We start from the raw sequence: 17890 nt of genomic DNA, 5'->3' as shown, positions 1-17890 counted from the left end.
TATTTTGTTATTTCTAAATCAATTCCACAATAGTATGGATGTGTATTAGTATAAAAGTTCATTGAGCTTCTCCGTTTTGGTTTTGTCACCTATCAGAGTAGCCGAAAAGTTACGCTGATTGGGGAGGCTCAATGAGTATCATGATGGCTGATTGGACGTTGGATTTTCCCGCAATTCAAACCACGTTGCTTCGAAGCCAAATACGTTATTCTGGCTCATGGGGTATTGGTCAAGAGTGTTCTGGCAGTTTAGATCCAGGTTCGATTTCTAACTGGGGCAACAATTTCGAAAGCAATGAATACTGGAATGGCGATAATTTACAATTGCCCGGAGGTAATGGTGCAAAATTGCTGGAAAATAATGGTTACCTAGCATCAAGTAGCACCTATAAACGCGTAACACAATCTAACTGGAAGTTTAGCTGTTTTAATCGTGCAGATGGTTTAGGTGAGGGGTTTATTGGTTTTTCACCGGATGGACTTAAATATACTTTTGATAAGCTTAGACTTATCAGTGCGAAACCCATTGTCAGAGACTATAAACCCACCGCCCGTTACAACGCGTTTATGCTGGCCACTAGAGTAGAAGACCGTTTTGGTAACTACATCAATTATAACTATACTGGCAGTAATTTAACGTCTATTACTACCAACGACAGTCGTACCGTGACTTTCAGCTACAACCATCCAACTCAGTCTAGTTTGATTACATCCATGGCTTTCAATGGCAGAACATGGAGTTATCAATATTCCAGCTCTGCACCTTACTCACTTTTATCAGTCACTAGACCTGACGGTAAGTCTTGGACTTATGACCTTGATGATTTAGCTTATACGTTGCCTCCTAGCATGACATCAACGCCAGACGGTAATGGTAATACCGTGTATCAAGATTGTGCAATAATGGCAGGTAATACAGGGTATTCCGTTTCATTGACCCATCCAGATGGCATGACGGGTACTTTCACGTTCGCGCCGCAAATGCATGGTCGCAGCAATGTCACTGAATATGGTAACGGCACAGGTGGGCCCAATATACAGCCCATCCAATCCCGTTGCTATCCCAATCATGCATTGGTAGAAAAAACCTTATCAGGTGCGGGGGTTTCGGCGCTGACGTGGGACTATACCTATTCGGGTAACATTGGAACTTGGACAACGACTACGCCTAGTACAACTCATCAGCTTCCTAGCAGTGCACCAGTAAACCGCGAAAACCATAAATCGACCACAGTCGAAGCGCCAGATGGTAGTAAAACGATTTACTATTATAACCGTGATTTCAGTAGTTTTAAGGAAGGTAGCCTCATCGTTGTAGATGTTTACGATACGAATGGCTCGACTTTATTGTCTCGCACTGAATCTGATTTTGTGGCAAGTCCGGCCATAGGCAGCGATGAAGTATTGTTCGAAAATAGCGCTCCGAGCAAACAACGTATTATGCAAAGCAGCAGTGTAGTGAGTAAGGTAGATGGCTCAACCAATACCTTTACGACCACTTACAATACTTTTGACATCTTTGGTTACCCGCAAATCACCAGCGAATCCAACAACTTTAACGGTAATACCCGCTATACCAAAAACTACTATGTTCATGATACGACTAATTGGTTAATTGGCCTGCCTAGTTATACTCAAGTGTCGAGTAACGGCAGTAGTTATAAAGAAACTAGCAAAACAACTTACCATAGTGCGACAGGCAGCTATAAATCCTTACCCAATTACCATTATGCCTTTGGGCGTTGGTACAAACGAAACGAGACCTATCATACATCAGGCATTCAAAAAGGCTTACCTAATAAGGTCAGCTACAATGGAACAAACCGCTGGGTGTACTATTCCAATTACAAAAGGGGGATCGCACAAACCATTCGTTCACCGCAGAGCCTTAGTACTTCTAGTCAGTATGCGTATAAAGTGGTTGATAACAATGGCTGGGTAACCAAACAAACTGACTTTTTAGGTGAGTGTATTGAGTATGGTTATGACAGTTTAGGGCGGATGGATTTGGTTGACCCTTGTGACAGTAGTTGGCTTAACACCAGTATCAGTTATTCCACTACTAGTAGCAGTGAAGGTTTAACTGCCGTCACCTCTGGCATGGTCAAACAAGTCATAGACAAAGGTAATTATCAAAAACTGACTTACTTCGATAGCCTTCTGCGCCCAGTGATAAGTAAAGAATGGGACACAAGTATCAGCTCCACTGCACGCTATACCCGCCAAACCTTTGATGCGCTAAACCGTCCAATTTATCAAAGTAAACCTTATCAGTCTCACTCTACCCCTTATGGTGTCAGCACCACCTATGATGGATTAGGCCGCACCAAAACCTTGGACGACAACACCACATCCGGCAGCATAAGTTATAGCTACTTATCCAACAACCGAGTACAGGTGAACGATAATAAAGGCAATATTACGACCACTACGTACCTAGCTTATGGTGCGCCAGAGCAAAGTATGGCCACTACGATTGCCTCACCTGAAAGTGTTACCACAGCGATAAATTATAATGTTTATGGCAACATCACTTCCGTCAGTCAAGGCGGAAAAACCGAAAATAGGGTGTACGATACATACCAGCAATTATGTAAAACCCTTAGAAATGACGTAGGCAGAACAGCCTATTTTTATGATGCGCTGGGGCTGCTGTCGTGGCAAGCATCGGGTAATTCGGTCAGTACCTCGACGACTGCTTGTGATACCTCCGTAGATGCACAAGACAAATCCAGCTATACCTATGACAACCTGGGTAATATCAAAACCATTAACTTTGGCGACACCAGCCCAGACAAAACCTACGCCTATGATAAAAATAGCCGCCTTGAAACATTGACCGCAGGCTCAGTGGTTACCGACTACGAATACAACAGTGCCAACCTAATTGAAAAAGAAACACTGAATGTCGATGGGCAAAGTTTCGTGCTTGATTATGTATACAACAGTACCGGTAATTTAACGAACACCATATATCCAAGTGGTGCCAATATCAGCTATGTACCTAATGCATTGGGTCAAGCCAAGCAAGCAGGGAGTTATGCCACTAATGCTACGTACCATGCTAATGGCATGCCTAAGTCTCATGGCTATGGTAACGGGTTTGCGCATACATCTACACAGTACAACTCCGGACTGCCCAACACTTTTTACGATAAGAAAAGCACAACCTACGCGCTAAATCATGGCTTTACTTATGATGCGAACAACAATGTTACTTTCTTAGATGACAAGGTGAATAATGCCTATGACCTACAGATGACTTTTGATGGGCTAGATAGACTCAACCTCATCACTGACAGCTACTCTGGCACAGGTGATGTTAATTACGACACCCTTGGCAACATTACCTATTACAAGATAGGTAGCCAAACCATTACCTATCACTATAACAGTGACAAGCAACTTGATTATACCAGTGGCAGTAAAAGTTATAACTTTAGCTACGACGACAAAGGCAACGTAACCGATAATGGTACACGTAGCTTTGAGTACAACACCGCCAATCAAATGGTGGACTCAGATGGCTATGAGTACACCTATGACGGCAACAACAAGCGAGTCATGGAGGACGGTTCAAGCGGTACAGCAAGCTATTCGTTCTATGGCAGCAACGGCAAGCTGATGTATCGAAATGTCAATGGTCAACATATTGATTACTATTATTTGGGCGAAAAACTGGTCGCCAACAAAAAAGGGAGCACGGTTACCTATCTGCACAGTGACTTCCTTGGCAGCACCGCTGCGGAGTCAAACACCAGTGGCACAGTCACAGACAGGCTCCACTATCAGCCTTTTGGGTAAAGTATAGAAACGCCTAAAGATGACATCGGTTATACCGGCCATAAGTTTGATACTGACTTAGGGTTAAGTTATATGCAGGCACGATACTATGATCCAGTGATTGGGCGGTTTTATAGTAATGACCCTGTTGGGTTTAATAATGTTCATAACTTCAACCGTTATGCTTATGCAAATAATAACCCGTACAAATATACAGATCCTGATGGCAGGGATGCCAGCCTTGCGGCAAAAGATCCTATGTTCACAGACCCTAGTGATGTTCAACCCGCACCACGGGTTATTAGTGTAAATCAGTTGGCACTGAATAATGCGATTGGCTTAGCTCTTGGGGGAAGAGGTGCATTACTGAAATCGCCTACTATTGCCAGTCTAACTACTAGAGCGACTGAAATTCATCAAGCAGTACCAATAGCAACTCAGACAAGAACAACAGTAGCAGTTGCTGAAACATCTCAAGGAATAAGAGTGGTTAGTTCATCGGAACCAAGACTTAGACCAGCTCAGAGACAAATGCTACAGAAAGGAGAAATTGAAGGTAAAGGTCAAGGTCATGCAGAAGTGACTGCTGTAAGTGCAGCAAAAGCTGGAGGATTAAACCCAATTGCAGTTGCTGCAAGTCGGCCTATTTGCTCTAATTGCCAGAGCTTTTTAAAGAGCGAACAGATTAAGCCAGCAAGTGAACTCAAAAATAAATAAAAGTGAGCAGTAAATGGAACAAAGGTTTGACGAAGGTCTTCTGAAGCAGAAGCTAGATAAGCTTGAATTTTGGAAGCAAATAATCTTTTTACTGGTGATTTGCCAGAGGATGATTCCAAACTTTAGGGCGTTTAGCCGTGAGACTGGATTTACTGGCGAGCAAATACTTAACAGTTTATTGAATAAAGCTTGGAATAACCTCAGTGCTGGTATCATATTCGACAATCTATCAAAAGAGGCAGATATTGCCGAATCATTAGCCCCTGATACGGAAGATTTTGATTCGATTTTAGTTTCTTCTGCACTAGATGCAGCCGTCGCGACCAGCCTTTTAATGAAGTCTTTTTGTGATGGTGAAACGAACACGATAGTAACTGGAGCGGCATTGATTAGAGACTCAGTTGATATGTATGTGCAAGTTATTGAAGATATGGATCCAAATTCAGTTGATATTGAAATGCAAATTTTGAGTCATGAGTTGATGCAAAATGAACTTCGACTTCAACGAGAAGCTATCGAATTCCTATCTTCTATCACCGATGATATATCAATATCCTTCAAAGAAACCAAAAAGAAATGGTTTGGAGTCAAAGCCAGTTGTCTTGGACTTGATGATTAATCAATATTTATAAAGGCTATCAGCTATCGTTTTTTGAATCCAAAGCCTCGCCCTCGCGGGGCTTTGTGTTGTTTTTAAAAATTGAGTTAAATTTGGAGAAAGGTCAGCTAAGATAAAGCAATGTGATTGAAACCCATCTATAAAAACATGGCTAAAAGGATTGTGAATGGAGCCGGAAAAAATTTTGGACAAGTTGCTTCTAGGATTAGGAGAAGATATCGGCAGTACATTGGGTCTTAATAAGACTCAAAAAAGTCTGCTAAACAAAGCATTCAACGGTATTTTTGAATACGCTAAGTTTAAGGTTGACCCACATGGTCACAAAGCTTTAACTTCAAAAGTAAACCAAGCCATTATCGGTTCAAAGATTGCGTTAATTGAAAATGCACTGCAAAAACACAACGAATTAATTTTGGAAAAGCTGGAAACAGTTGATAGTTCTGAGCTAGCACTTTATGAGCTAAACAAGCTAATCAACTCGCCAACTATTGAGTCATTTATCAGTCTTGTTGTAGACGCATCGAAAGAAAGTGCATTAATCAGCACTCCTAAAAAGAAAAAAGCAAAATCTCATTATTATGAAGGGGCCAGTTGGTGGCACAGGTTTTGTGAGCACTTAGACAAAAAGTACGAAGACTGGCGTCATGATTTATTCGCCAGAGCGCTATTTTTAGAACAACAAAATGAAGGATCTATAAGTTATTCCACATTATGGCAAATCGCTATGTTGCCTCCAGAACAATGGGAAGAGCTTGAACAGTATAGAAGTTTAGCGGCAGAGCTATTTGTGGATGGTGAATTTTATGGCTTTGTCATTCCCGGCACGTATTCAGTCCGTTCGGCAATAGATTTTTCTTATTGTAGTGAGAGACGCTTCCTCAATGACCTCATTTCATCTATGGAACATGACAGGCATATCGACGATACGGGGGTAATTGGTTTGCCAAAAGAAGCTGAAATTCTTATTAAATACGGTAATAAGCAAAAGGTCATGTATCTGAGTGATGAGTATGAAGACCCTCAATTTGACGAGGTAGAAGGTACTCCATTGCAAAATCAGGTTAGGTTCTTTTGCAGTAAGTTATCGCGAATCGGAGAGGAACTACTTGATCTTGCAACGGATGTTAGCCCAAACCCGGATAGCGTAAGGATAATAGAATTAGGTTTAGACAATCTTGGTGAAGAAGGCGTTTACTTTAAAGACAAGTAAGCAATAGATTTATAGCGGATATAAATGGAGTCTATTATTTGAATCCAAAGCCTCGCACTCGCGGGGCTTTTTGTTGTTATCAATAAAATGCTTCTATAACATTGAATAATAAATGGCATTAACGAGTTTAAATATATGGAAAGCTACTTACAGATAACATTGATTTTTCTATTGCTCTTTAACGTTGTTATTAATTTTATAATAATCAAAAGAGATGACTTTGAAGTAACACAAAAGATAGGCCAAATAATAGCAGTCTGGTTGTTTCCAATCATTGGAGCGACAGGCATATGGTTATTTTATAAGAGTATAGATAAGCCAATTACAAAGCCAGCCAGTTTTGCCAAACGATCTGAAGGGAGTAACTCTTGGCAAGATACGCCTTAGTATTGAATCCAACTGAATCGCCTCGCCCTCGCGGGGCTTTGTTTTTCAGGCTCAGGTGGCTTAGGTTTTGTTTTCAAGTAACAGCGGCTCAATGAAAAAATCCGTTTGGTGCCAAATTCAAAAGGTTGATCTGCTCTGGGCTGAAGCCGTGGCGAAGGAGTTCAAAGTCTTTCATCTGCACCTGAGCTTTTTGGCCCTCGCCAATAACTTGATAAAGGCTACCACTGGCTGTTTTTACCAAATTGATGTCTAAGTTGGCTTCCATGATTTGTGAAGTGCAAACATAGTCATCTTTTGCAAATCGGCAGGTTGGATCATCAACAACAATTCCCCACAAAACTTCCCCTATCAACATCTCTTTTTCGACTATTGAAACGATTTGCCAGCTTGAGATTATGGTATTCATAAGTCGATCCTAGAAAATTTTAAGATGACTTATGATAGAAAAATATGGATTAAAAACATATCAAATGCGTGGATCTAATCCTGAGTTTTTTCAGGTTAAATTCGCCACTATGATCTTCGACATGAGAAGATCATGCTGTAGATCACCTTCATTATTTAACCAATTAATAAATAGATTATTATTTAAATATGACCGCTAAAAAAGACTGCGGCTTTTAATACGGAATTGTGCGTTTTCTTAACTGGATTAACTCGCTATTTAATATGAATTAACGCGCTATTTAGGCTGGAATATGCAATTGCATATTCCAGTAAACTAGCAATGCCATTCCATATTATTTAACGCAATAATCCAGTTAATCAAGCGCGGCTTTCCAATAAAGTAACGCATCAGTATAAATATTAATTTTATGAAAAATATCTTGGATGAAAATAGATGATCTCAAAAATTGAGTTCTAGGCTGTTTTGATGACGGGCTAGATATATGAGTTTTGTTTTGGCGGTTTCTTCAGTTTGATCTTCAGCAACACATTTATCGGCAATATTTCGTATGAAACTAAGCTTTTCAATCAGCATATCTTTGCTATCAATTTGAGCAAAATATTGTGGAAGCTGTGGGGAATTTTCATTAGATAAATGAAGTTGAAGTAGCTGAAAAATATCCCAAACAAAATCGGTATGGTAACGTAGTGCAAAAGTTATCATGAAAGTGCGATAGAGACATAATAAGAGCTGTTCGTTGTTTTTTTCACGATACTTCAATTGGCAGTTACCAGACAATAAAGCCGCCAAACCATGTACTGAGTGCATTGTTTCTAATTGATCATCACTTAATGACAAGTCCCAATTGTTAGTAACATAATTAGTAGTCAAAGCCATCAATTGTTCATCGTCAATGCTAGGTCCCATATACCTGTTATAGATCTGGCTAGATTTTGGCTTTACGTTTTCCACTCTTGTGTACAAAAGAAAATGCCAAAATAAATTATCTAGTATTGATTTGGTGTCTGGGAAAAGACCTTCTATTTCATTGATCTTATCCGTCCATGTCACAGGGCGTTTGTTCAAAACGTGATACCAAAAATCACTAGCCTTTTCAGAGTTAGACTTAGTTTCTCGGCCTTTTATCGCCTCTAACAAACGGATCAAATCACTTACACTCGTTACGTTGAGACGATACATAACCTCTCTTACCCATGCATTAGATGCTATCTGGCGCATCGGCCTTGGAAAGTTCTTATAGGTTAATAGTTCCATATTGGTGCCTTGGTTTTTATTTTTAGATCGGAACTACTGCTTAAATTTCACGAATGTTGTCACAGCAAGTATAGCCTAGTCTTATTTTGTTACGGCACGTTCCAACCAACCCGGAGGTTGAAATGAAAAATGAGGAGGAAATAGAGAAATTAGCTGAGCAGTTGGAAAAGGATCTGTTGCTGATGTACGGCTCACCTTTAATAACAGGTGAAGACCTTCAAAAAGCGATGGGCTTTCGCAGTGTTGATGCGTTGCGACAGGCAATTGTTAGAAAAACGATACCTGTAAAGGTGTTTAACTTAGATAACAGGCGCGGCAAATATGCATTAGTTAAAGACATTGCGCGTTGGTTAGCGAATGAGTCAATTAAACAGAATTAGGAGAATAAAGATATGTGATGAATAAAGAGATTTAAATTTTAATCGGGCGTAGAAACGAAAAAACCTCCAAGATTTAGCGGTCCAGAGGTCTTTCGTAGATGTTTGTCGTTTGCATTCGACACATTTAATAATAGAACAAGCCTAACTTAATGCAAGGATTCAGTAGCTTAATTTTGAGTTCAACGGCTTGTTGCGCCCTTCATTTACCATAAGTGAAGGAAATATAAATATGTTTTCTAACAAAGAAATTAATGAAGTTGCACGGTTAACGGCAGTAACCAACTTGAGCAATCGAGCGATTGGTCGAGTAATGGTGCGCTCTGATACTGCGATTGGTCGCGTTAAAAATAGATTGAGTGAGCTTGAACTGGAGTGGCCTGAAACTGAGAAGGTAGCTGAAGATTTACAAGCAAAAATTTATCCCAATTACCCATTTCGAAACTCACAAAAGCGACCTCCACCTTTAGAGGAAATGCATACAGCAATGCAATTTAAGGGGCAGCAGTTTTATCCACTCTTCATGCAATATGTTGAAGAGGACCCCGCCACGGCACTTGGAAAAACAAGCGTATATGGCATGTATCGAGAGTACAGCAAGACTAAAAAGTTGTCACAGCGAGGCGAACACAAAGCTGGAGAGATCATCTACGTTGACTTTAGCGGCACAACGGTATCTTTTACTGATGGCAAGAAAAAGTTAGACAGAATCTTACAGGTTTTTGTTGGGGTATTTGGCAGCTCTGGTTATGGCTATGCACACGCCACTGACGACCAAAAAAGTCGAAGCTGGGTTGATGGTCAAGAAGCCATGCTTGAGCACTGTGGAGGTGTGCCAGAAATCATTACCCCTGATTGCCCAAAAGCGGTAATAACAAAAATTCGTCCTAACCGTGTACTCAACGCTATTTATGAGGCGTTTGCTCGGCATTATCGTATTGCTGTTGTGCCTGCGCGTCCGGGGCACCCTCAAGATAAAGCATTGGTAGAGAATCATGTTGGATTTATCAAAGGTCGCATTCTTATAGAAATGAAGAAAATGACGTTTCATAGTGTAGATGAAGTTAATGCATGGCTTAAAAAGGAGGTAGAAAAACTAAATAACGAACCGTTTCAAAAGAAGAAAAGCTTTACTCGTAAAAAGCTTTTTGAAAAGTTTGATAAGCCAATGCTTTCACCTCTTACGAAAGAGAAGCTCGAATACATCGAACAAATATTTCAATTCAAAGTGCGTGATGACTACATCATTTTGATTGATGAACATGAGTACATGGTGCCGTGGCAATTGGCTCATGAGAAAGTTGACGTACACCTTACTCGCGACCACATCCATATTTATAAAGAAGGCGACTTTACTAAACCTAATTGTACGCTAATACGCAATGGTGAGCCGGGTGGTCAAACGATGCGTGAGGAATATCGCCACCCAAGACACAAGTATTACGTTGATCGTGATGTCGAGTATTATTGGGAATGGGCTGAAAGCTTTGGTTCAGCTACTCAACAAATAATGGCAGCTCAGTTTATTTATAAACATGCCAAAGCTCGATTGGCTAATAACCATTGTCGTGAGATTCAGAAGTTTTCTCAAAAGTATGAGCCTGAAGTGTTTGAGTCTGCTTGTCAGTACGCAGTTAAGTATCAAGCTACCACAGTCACCAGTCTTAAAAACATTCTCGCCTCAAAGATATTTGTGACAAAAGATGAGAACCCAACACCACCTCATCATTCACATGTTCGTGGCGCAAAACATTATGCAACGGGAGTAACTCATCATGCCAACTAAACAAATTAAAGAAAAGCTAGAGTCATTAAAACTAAATGCAATTTCTGCACGAGCTGATTCTGTTTTGAAGTCATTGGAAGTAGATACAAATGCCTTTTATGAATCTCTTGAACCATTGCTTGATATTCAACTAGAGCAAGATGAAAATGCAAAGGTTAACCGAGCTAGAAAGGCGGCTACGTTGCGATGGCCTCAAGCGACTCTTGCCAGTGTTGATTATGACCCCAAGGCAATCAAGACATTATCTGAATACGAGTGGATTGATAAGCACCAACATGTCGTTATTGTTGGTGCAACAGGATCAGGCAAGACCCATTTTGCCTGTGCGTTAGCTAATCACATCATAGTGCGAGGTTTTAAGCTTAAGTTTATCAAGTATAACGATCTGTTGATTGAACTAGAGTTAGCTGAGCAGAACGACAAGCTTAAAGCTTATTTTCGAAAGATGTTAAGAACTACTGTATTAGTCATTGATGATTGGGCACTTACACCAATCAGCAGTATTCAGCGTAGATTGCTATTTGACCTAATCGAAAAGCGTGAGCAAGAAAGTTCATTAATTATTACATCACAGTTTGATTTTGACCTATGGCATGAGGCTATTGGCGAAGAAACCATTGCCGATGCACTCTTAGATCGCATTGCCCCTTTGTCTCATAAAGTTGTAATGAATGGGGCATTTCGTGGTGCCGAAGGTTTGCTTGGTAGTGGCAAGCCTAACAATAATTAGAAGGAGAAAAGTCATGCACATTGATAGCAATACCTACCTTTCGGTACTCGGACAAATTAATTTAGACGATCTCCATATTCAGCAAGTATTTGAGTATTACCAGCAGCGCTATCAAATAAGCTCATTGGCTCAACAATTTGTTGCCGCTAATTGCCGTATTGACAATGAGTTTATAACAGAGCTGAGCATTGGTTATTGTGATCGCACTATGGGCACAAACATACCAAAAGAAAGAACACCAGAAGGCGCTGCAATACGTGGTAGCTTGAAACGATGTGGTTTAGTTCGTCCTACTGGGCATGAACTTTTTCGTGGCTGTATTGTGATACCAACAGTAGATAATGATGGCAGCATCATTTCCGCGGTTGGTTACCGAGTGGGCCGATTGCGTAATGGTGATAAGTCTGTTGTTTACTGGCACAAACCAGAGCCAAAAGCGTTTGTCGATGTAGGAATGTCATTTGCTAAAGAGTTGATACATGGACAAGCCTACCACTAAGCGTATTTGGCGCTGTGCCAAGTACTACTTTGAGCTTTGTCTTGCTAAGGGGCAAAGCTCAGATACCGTGCGCGGAAAACGTGGCGGACTAAAGAAGTTCTTTCTATGGTGTATAGACCGTGACGTTACTAGCATTGATCAAATCGATTTAGACTTAATGGATGATTACGCTGCCTTTCTAAACTCTTATAGAAAGCCGTTAGATAATCAGCCACTGTGTCCTGCCCAAAAACGCAACTTGCTGACGTTTGTAAAAACGTTTGTAAAGTACATGTTTATTAAGAAATTACTCTCGACTAATACACTGGCTAACATTGAACTGCCATCAAAGGGAGAGCAAATACCAAAGGCGCTTTACTCTAAAGAAGAAATAGAAACGATATTAGAACAGCCGTTACTGTTCGGGGTTAAGGGCTTGCGAGATAGGGCTATACTTGAAACATTCTTCGCAACAGGCATTAGGCGCGGGGAGTTGGTTAAACTGAACATCGATGATGTCGATTTCAATGCCAAGCTTGTACGTGTTCATGGCAAGGGCAAAAAAGAACGTTTGGTGCCAATCAGTACTCGTGGCTGTGAGTGGTTAGCGTTTTATATTGGAAAAATACGTCCAATGTTTGCGTTTATCGGTTCAGGTAAGGCATTGTTTCTGGCTAACAACGGCAAGCGTTATGTACCGGGTAAGCTGTCTGATATGGCATCACAATACGTTAAGCTTGCTGGATTTGACCGCACAGGAGCCTGTCATTTATACCGCCATAACACTGCTACTACAATGTTGGATAATGGTGCTGACCTAAGGCATATTCAAGAAATGCTGGGACATGCAAGCATCCTCACAACTCAGATTTATACTCATGTTAGCCGTAAAAAACTGTCTGAAGTTTATAATGCAACTCATCCATCTGCTGAAGGCGGTAGTGGGTTGTTTTAAACGTTTACTTGTTTTATCGCCCTGTGGGGAATAAAGATATTGTTACTCTTCTTATCCTAATGCAGACTAGTTACAGAGAATGAAGCTATCCATTTAACTAGCATTAAATGAATTTTAATATTTATTAAGGAAAATAAATGATCGGGTCAACTTGGCAAAAATGGGATTTGCACATACACAGTCCTCTTACGCATCTCAACAACCATTTTACTTGCCCAATGTCAGGTTATGTATCTGCACTGATTAAATCAGATTTGGCGCTTGTCGGTATCACCAATTATTTTTATTTTAAACAAAATGAATTAGAGATAATTAGGAATAGTATTAGAGAGGCAGCCAGAAATTTAGCTGTTTTAGGAAATATAGAATTTCGAATCACTCAACCTAATAACCAAGGTGAGTGGATTAATATGCATTGTATCTTCTCTGAAAATTTGTCTACAGAACAGATCAATAACGTTTTGGCTACTATGCCGTTGATGAACACATCAACTAACGGCATGACGGTGTATTGCTCGGAAGCAAGTATGCATCAGAATGGTGTTTCTCTAGAGCATGCTGTTGTTGACTATGTTGGTTTATGCAGCCATCTAAAAACTCATTTACGCTATGGAATTGATTACTTGATTGGGATTTGCCCAAATGGATATGGTGGGTTCCGACCTACGCAAAATGTAGGTCGTTCACTTGCTATTGCATATGAAATGGAAAAAATAGGTGATTTAATATTTGGTTCTAATAGTCAAACTAGAACCTTTTTTCTAGACAGTAATAGATTTGAAGGTGCTATATCAAAGCCTGTACTTAACTGTTCAGATGCTCACAGTCTTGAGGAAGTTGGTACTCGATATTCATGGATTAAAGCTAGGCCGACATTCGAAGGTCTGAGACAAGTTTTAATCGAGCCAGAAGAGAGAGTACAAATAATAGATAACTTTATTGAAAGAACTTTTATTAAACCTCGATTTCAATCTATTAAAGCTAAAGGAACGGTTTTTGATGGTCAGCCGCTTCAATTTAGTGATACTACTTTGTTCTTAAATCCTAATATGGTCTCTATTATTGGTGGTCGCGGTACAGGTAAGAGTATTTTGTTAGACGCCATTAGGTCTAAATTTAGACATGAATCATTAGAGATAGAACAAAGACATGTAAATATTGATGAGTTTTCTTTAAACCTTGATCAGGGAGACGGAAACATTATCGCCTTCACAGAAAAAGATAGTAACTATGATTATCTACATGTAAGCCAAGGTGATATTCAAAGAATAAGCCAAAACCCAGACCAGTTAAGTGATGAGATAAAAAGAATGCTTGGGTTACATGACAGTATATTTGACCCAATTATCGAAGAATCCACTATTGATGCATTGTCACGTTATCGAAGTTTTATAAATTATTGGCTGGCTGTAGATAATAATGGAAATTCAATTAATACTGATAACCATCAAAATTCAATAATACAGAATTACACGAATCTAATAAGGACATTAACAAGTCCACAAAATAAGAATCTTATTGAAAGGTATCAAAATAATATTAAGAGTATTAATGAGTTAAATTCTTATGTTAATAGTTGTAATAAATTGAAGGCTCTGATTAATGAGACCATTCCACTAATTAACACTGATATTGCAAACATAAATTCAAATCGACTTAGTACAACAAATATTTTAATGCTTGATTGTTCTGCCAACATGAAGGCTATAGAAGCAAATATTGTAAATACTCAACAGAGCCTTTCAAGGTTAACTAGCGATAATCAAAGCATTGTAGTGGAGTTTCAAAGGCAAGGTATTAATCAAGATATTTCGTCTTTACTTAGTAAAGTAACTGATTATCAAAGTCAGATCGATGCCGCCAACATCAAATTAGAAGAAATCAAAAGAAAAACGGCTGAATATCAATCAGATGTAATTCGACGTAGTGAAATAGCAAACAAATATAAACTTTTTTTAGAAAACGAAGTAGTTCAAGTAAATCAAGCATTCCTGTCTTTAGCAGCAGATAACCCTACTTGGAATTCTGAGCAAAACTTACTTGTGAAAGACATTCTAAAAGATATTTCGATATACGGAGACATTTGCTTCGATATCGAGAAGTTTTTAAATGGCCTTCTAGAACGATTAAATAGAGGAAAGTTTAGGGGGACTAATTCATTGAGTACACTGGAAAGGTTAAAAGAAGTCTTCCCAATTCATACCCCCCTCGATTTCTTTAACTTAATTTCCAACACTGAAATGATAGTACTTTCGGATAAAGAAATTGTCAGCTTGGAGAGCTTTTGCTGGAAAAGTGAATACTTCAATCAGTCGGGTAGATTCGATTTGCTCGATTATTTGTACACCCCTCAATCTATCAAGTCATTCTTGTATGTGAATGCTGAATTTAGATACAAAGACAAAACTGTTGATAAACTTTCTGTAGGCCAGCGTGGAACATTTTATGTTTGCCTAAAGTTAGCAACAGACCCTTTCGGTTCTCCTTTCATTTTTGATCAACCTGAAGATGATTTGGACAATGATTTTATAATGCACAATCTAGTCCCTTTATTTAGAAAAATAAAAAAATACAGACAAGTAATAATTGTTACGCACAATGCTAACTTGGTAGTCAACAGTGATTCTGAACAAGTAATTGTTGCCCATAACGATAATGAAATTCTTACCTATTTTTCTGGGGCAGTAGAAGATGGTCTGGTTTCGGACTCTAATAGTATGCGGTCTCAAATTTGTAATATTCTTGAAGGTGGGGGTTATGCGTTTGAAAGAAGAGAAAAGAAATATGGTTTGCATTCTGGGTAGCTAGTTTTCAAAAATTAAACTTTGTCTTTCAATATTTTGAGAGGACACTGTTCCATATTTCGTACTGATGTATATGAATCGACTTGTCCACTTGCTGAAGGTGGTAATTGTTTTCTCTGGACTTATGTTTGCGGATTATTTTTATGCTGATATAGTCTTGGCTGTCAAAATTGCCACGAAAGATTATTTATAAATATGGGTTTTATTGTAAACCAAACAGGATTGGTTTCAGTTGTACATTCACATAATAGTTTTGGAGATACCAGAGTTAGTTCTAACCCTACATCTGCAAAAACAAAATGCTTAAATAGTCCAATGAATGTTCATTCCTTGTTGCTTCGAGGAAAAAACAGAAGTCCCAAAAGAGCTATTGGCGATAATTGTCCCTTGATTTATGCACTAAAGAAAAAAGAACAATTACGTACTAGCTACCAATCCTTTAAACCATTAGTTGATAGTCTCAACCAAATAGTGGACAAATTTTTTGTTCAGCAATGTGCTCTAGGAATTACCTATAATGAAGTGATTACGATGCCTTCAAGCCACAAAATCTCCCTAATATTGGGGAAGAGAATTGCAACTAAGTTCAATGCATCACTTAATCATGGTTTGTTCTTGAAAACAACGAATGCTCAAGTTCGTCAACAAATTTTTGGCAACTTTACTGCAATTCCACATGGTGCCAGAACGAATATTATCGATGCAGTGTCGAAGGCGGAACTTGAAAATAGAGAATTCTCTTTGAGTGATGTAAAAACCGAATATAGAAATTACGTATCGCCTTTGACTATGAATAGTACTTTCAACAATACTCAATCGTCAATCTTGCTAGTTGATGACCTATTTGCTACTGGAAAGACATTAGTGACGGCAAAAGATTTGCTTTTAAGCCATGGTTGCAGCATCAACAATATTGAAGCATTGTGCTTGTTTAGCCCGCTGAATGGCAGAATTCGTTAGTATATTTGACAGTATCTACATTCTACTTGCAGAACAGAATTTATGTATCTATAATAATTACATAGATCGGGCATGAGTCCTCCCTATCTCAAAACATTTAATAGGATCTGTGAAGCGCCATAGGTGGCTAGCAATAAGAGCAAATTGCCTACTGAGTTCGAGAGCAGCGAATCCGACTATTATAGGTCGTTAAACAATTGAGTTATCAATTTTAAAAAAAGAGCCTACTGGCTCTTTTTTTGATCTATCCATTTAAAATCACGCTGATACATTTCCCATACAAAGCAATAGCCCAGCAGTCCTAATTTATACTTAACAAAAATATTTTAGCTCAATTATAGAACCATTCGTATAACAGCTTCTAAATCTTGCCCGCTTCGTAGTTCGTACTAATTTATATGCAGGCACGATACTATGATCCAATCATAGGTCGTTTTTATTCGAATGATCCTGTTGATGCTGCAAGCTTTATATCAGATGGTGAAGTGCAAGGGTTTGGTAGGTATACATATGCTTTTAATAACCCTTATAAATACACAGACCCGGATGGTAAAAACCCCCGAATTGATCGCAGGCTAAAACCTATTGCTAAGGCTGTTGCTAATGCTTTAGGTGGTAAGCAAGCAGTTAAAAAAGTTGAAGCTCATTTTACAGTAATGAATCCAAACGCTACTGTTAAACAGATGGAAGCGGCAATCAAAACGATTAGACCTAATCAAACTTTAGCAAAGACAGATAGGTTCGCATCGAAACCTTCAATAAAAGAACAAGGTAAGGATTTAGTAGATGCCAATGCTCAGAAAAGTCGTGTTACAATGCGATCGCCAAGCCAAAAAATAGAGATTGATCTACAAGGTAAGTCTCATGGAGGAGTCCCTACCCCGCATACTAAAGTTTCACCCGCTAACCTACAGGCTCCTAGTCAACCAGCATTTAATACTAGGGGGGCTTCAACCACGGCAACCACCCAGCAGCAAATTAGAACTGCAAGAAAGTTTTTAGAGAAGACAAATGGATAAAAATTTTATAGTAGGTCAAAGTAATGAGCTTATAGTAGAAGGTACTATGTTTGACTTACACAATGACTTTAACCTAGAACAAGTTAGATATGACGGTGCTAACCTATTGGTTGAGCTTTCTTCAGTCGCGAACAAGCAGAGGGCCAGTCTCAGATTTGATGAAATTAAGTTTGTTTTATTTGCTAAGAAAACGAATTTCGATAATTATTGGGGAATTGAGGAGTTTGGATATAAATCTCCTGATGACTTTGACGATGATTGGCTATTATCAGAGCAACAGGCAAAACTTGGTGATCATTTCTTTATAAGGTTTATTGGAGATGATTATTTGAGGATTTATAGCAACAGAGCCCTATTTGAAATTTCGAACAAAAATTTGTCAGAGTCAAATTAAACTCTTTTA

The 17890-nt window shown here is 39.1% G+C and carries 15 protein-coding genes; 13 read left to right on the top strand and 2 right to left on the bottom strand.

What is annotated here, in order from left to right; genetic code table 11:
* Window positions 1-131: 131 nt before the first annotated feature.
* From ABJK37_RS01385 to ABJK37_RS01370, 4 genes are all read left to right on the top strand, one after another.
* A complete protein-coding gene (locus ABJK37_RS01385) occupies window positions 132-3803 on the top strand; it encodes an RHS repeat-associated core domain-containing protein (RefSeq protein ID WP_348349340.1) in 3672 nt (1223 codons plus the stop codon).
* 3 nt (window positions 3804-3806) lie between these two features.
* Entirely contained in the window at window positions 3807-4499 is a 693-nt protein-coding gene (locus ABJK37_RS01380; protein WP_348349344.1) for an RHS repeat-associated core domain-containing protein, read from the top strand.
* A gap of 13 nt (window positions 4500-4512) precedes the next feature.
* Window positions 4513-5118, top strand: coding sequence for a DUF416 family protein (locus ABJK37_RS01375; RefSeq protein ID WP_348349338.1), 606 nt, complete (start codon window positions 4513-4515; stop codon window positions 5116-5118).
* Window positions 5119-5284: 166 nt separating this feature from the next.
* On the top strand, window positions 5285-6328 hold the full coding sequence (locus tag ABJK37_RS01370) for a hypothetical protein (protein WP_348349336.1): 1044 nt from the start codon (window positions 5285-5287) through the stop codon (window positions 6326-6328).
* Window positions 6329-6803: 475 nt separating this feature from the next.
* Here the strand turns inward: ABJK37_RS01370 and ABJK37_RS01365 are convergent, their stop codons facing one another.
* The gene (locus ABJK37_RS01365; protein ID WP_348349334.1) at window positions 6804-7121 is read right to left on the bottom strand and encodes a hypothetical protein; all 318 of its coding nucleotides are present in this window, start codon (window positions 7119-7121) and stop codon (window positions 6804-6806) included.
* 441 nt (window positions 7122-7562) lie between these two features.
* Window positions 7563-8378 carry a hypothetical protein gene (locus ABJK37_RS01360; RefSeq protein WP_348349332.1) on the bottom strand — a complete coding sequence of 272 codons (816 nt, stop codon included), beginning with the start codon at window positions 8376-8378 and terminating at the stop codon, window positions 7563-7565.
* Between the two features lie 122 nt (window positions 8379-8500).
* On the opposite strand from ABJK37_RS01360, the gene ABJK37_RS01355 reads away from it, so the two are divergent.
* The 9 genes from ABJK37_RS01355 (at window position 8501) to ABJK37_RS01315 (ending at window position 17881) form a co-directional block, all read left to right on the top strand.
* Window positions 8501-8758 carry a hypothetical protein gene (locus tag ABJK37_RS01355; protein ID WP_348349330.1) on the top strand — a complete coding sequence of 86 codons (258 nt, stop codon included), beginning with the start codon at window positions 8501-8503 and terminating at the stop codon, window positions 8756-8758.
* A gap of 229 nt (window positions 8759-8987) precedes the next feature.
* Complete coding sequence (gene istA, locus ABJK37_RS01350) at window positions 8988-10541, top strand: IS21 family transposase (RefSeq protein ID WP_348349328.1); 1554 nt, start codon at window positions 8988-8990, stop codon at window positions 10539-10541.
* Window positions 10531-11271, top strand: coding sequence for an ATP-binding protein (locus tag ABJK37_RS01345; protein ID WP_348349325.1), 741 nt, complete (start codon window positions 10531-10533; stop codon window positions 11269-11271). Before istA ends, ABJK37_RS01345 begins: the two co-directional genes overlap by 11 nt.
* 13 nt (window positions 11272-11284) lie before the next feature.
* Window positions 11285-11770: a hypothetical protein gene (locus ABJK37_RS01340; RefSeq protein ID WP_348349323.1), complete on the top strand. Its 486-nt coding sequence runs from the start codon at window positions 11285-11287 to the stop codon at window positions 11768-11770.
* The gene (locus ABJK37_RS01335) at window positions 11751-12704 is read left to right on the top strand and encodes a tyrosine-type recombinase/integrase (RefSeq protein WP_348349321.1); all 954 of its coding nucleotides are present in this window, start codon (window positions 11751-11753) and stop codon (window positions 12702-12704) included. Before ABJK37_RS01340 ends, ABJK37_RS01335 begins: the two co-directional genes overlap by 20 nt.
* Window positions 12705-12841: 137 nt before the next feature.
* Window positions 12842-15508, top strand: a complete 2667-nt coding sequence (locus ABJK37_RS01330; protein ID WP_348349319.1) for a TrlF family AAA-like ATPase — start codon at window positions 12842-12844, stop codon at window positions 15506-15508.
* Window positions 15509-15703: 195 nt separating this feature from the next.
* Entirely contained in the window at window positions 15704-16468 is a 765-nt protein-coding gene (locus tag ABJK37_RS01325) for a phosphoribosyltransferase (RefSeq protein ID WP_348349317.1), read from the top strand.
* Window positions 16469-16866: 398 nt separating this feature from the next.
* Complete coding sequence (locus ABJK37_RS01320; RefSeq protein ID WP_348349315.1) at window positions 16867-17487, top strand: RHS repeat-associated core domain-containing protein; 621 nt, start codon at window positions 16867-16869, stop codon at window positions 17485-17487.
* Window positions 17480-17881, top strand: a complete 402-nt coding sequence (locus ABJK37_RS01315) for a hypothetical protein (protein ID WP_348349313.1) — start codon at window positions 17480-17482, stop codon at window positions 17879-17881. Before ABJK37_RS01320 ends, ABJK37_RS01315 begins: the two co-directional genes overlap by 8 nt.
* The last annotated feature ends 9 nt before the right edge of the window (window positions 17882-17890 follow it).

It is taken from the genome of Paraglaciecola sp. (genome assembly GCF_039964565.1).
Taxonomy (GTDB): Bacteria; Pseudomonadota; Gammaproteobacteria; order Enterobacterales; family Alteromonadaceae; genus Paraglaciecola.
This window is presented reverse-complemented; position numbering and strand designations above follow the sequence as displayed.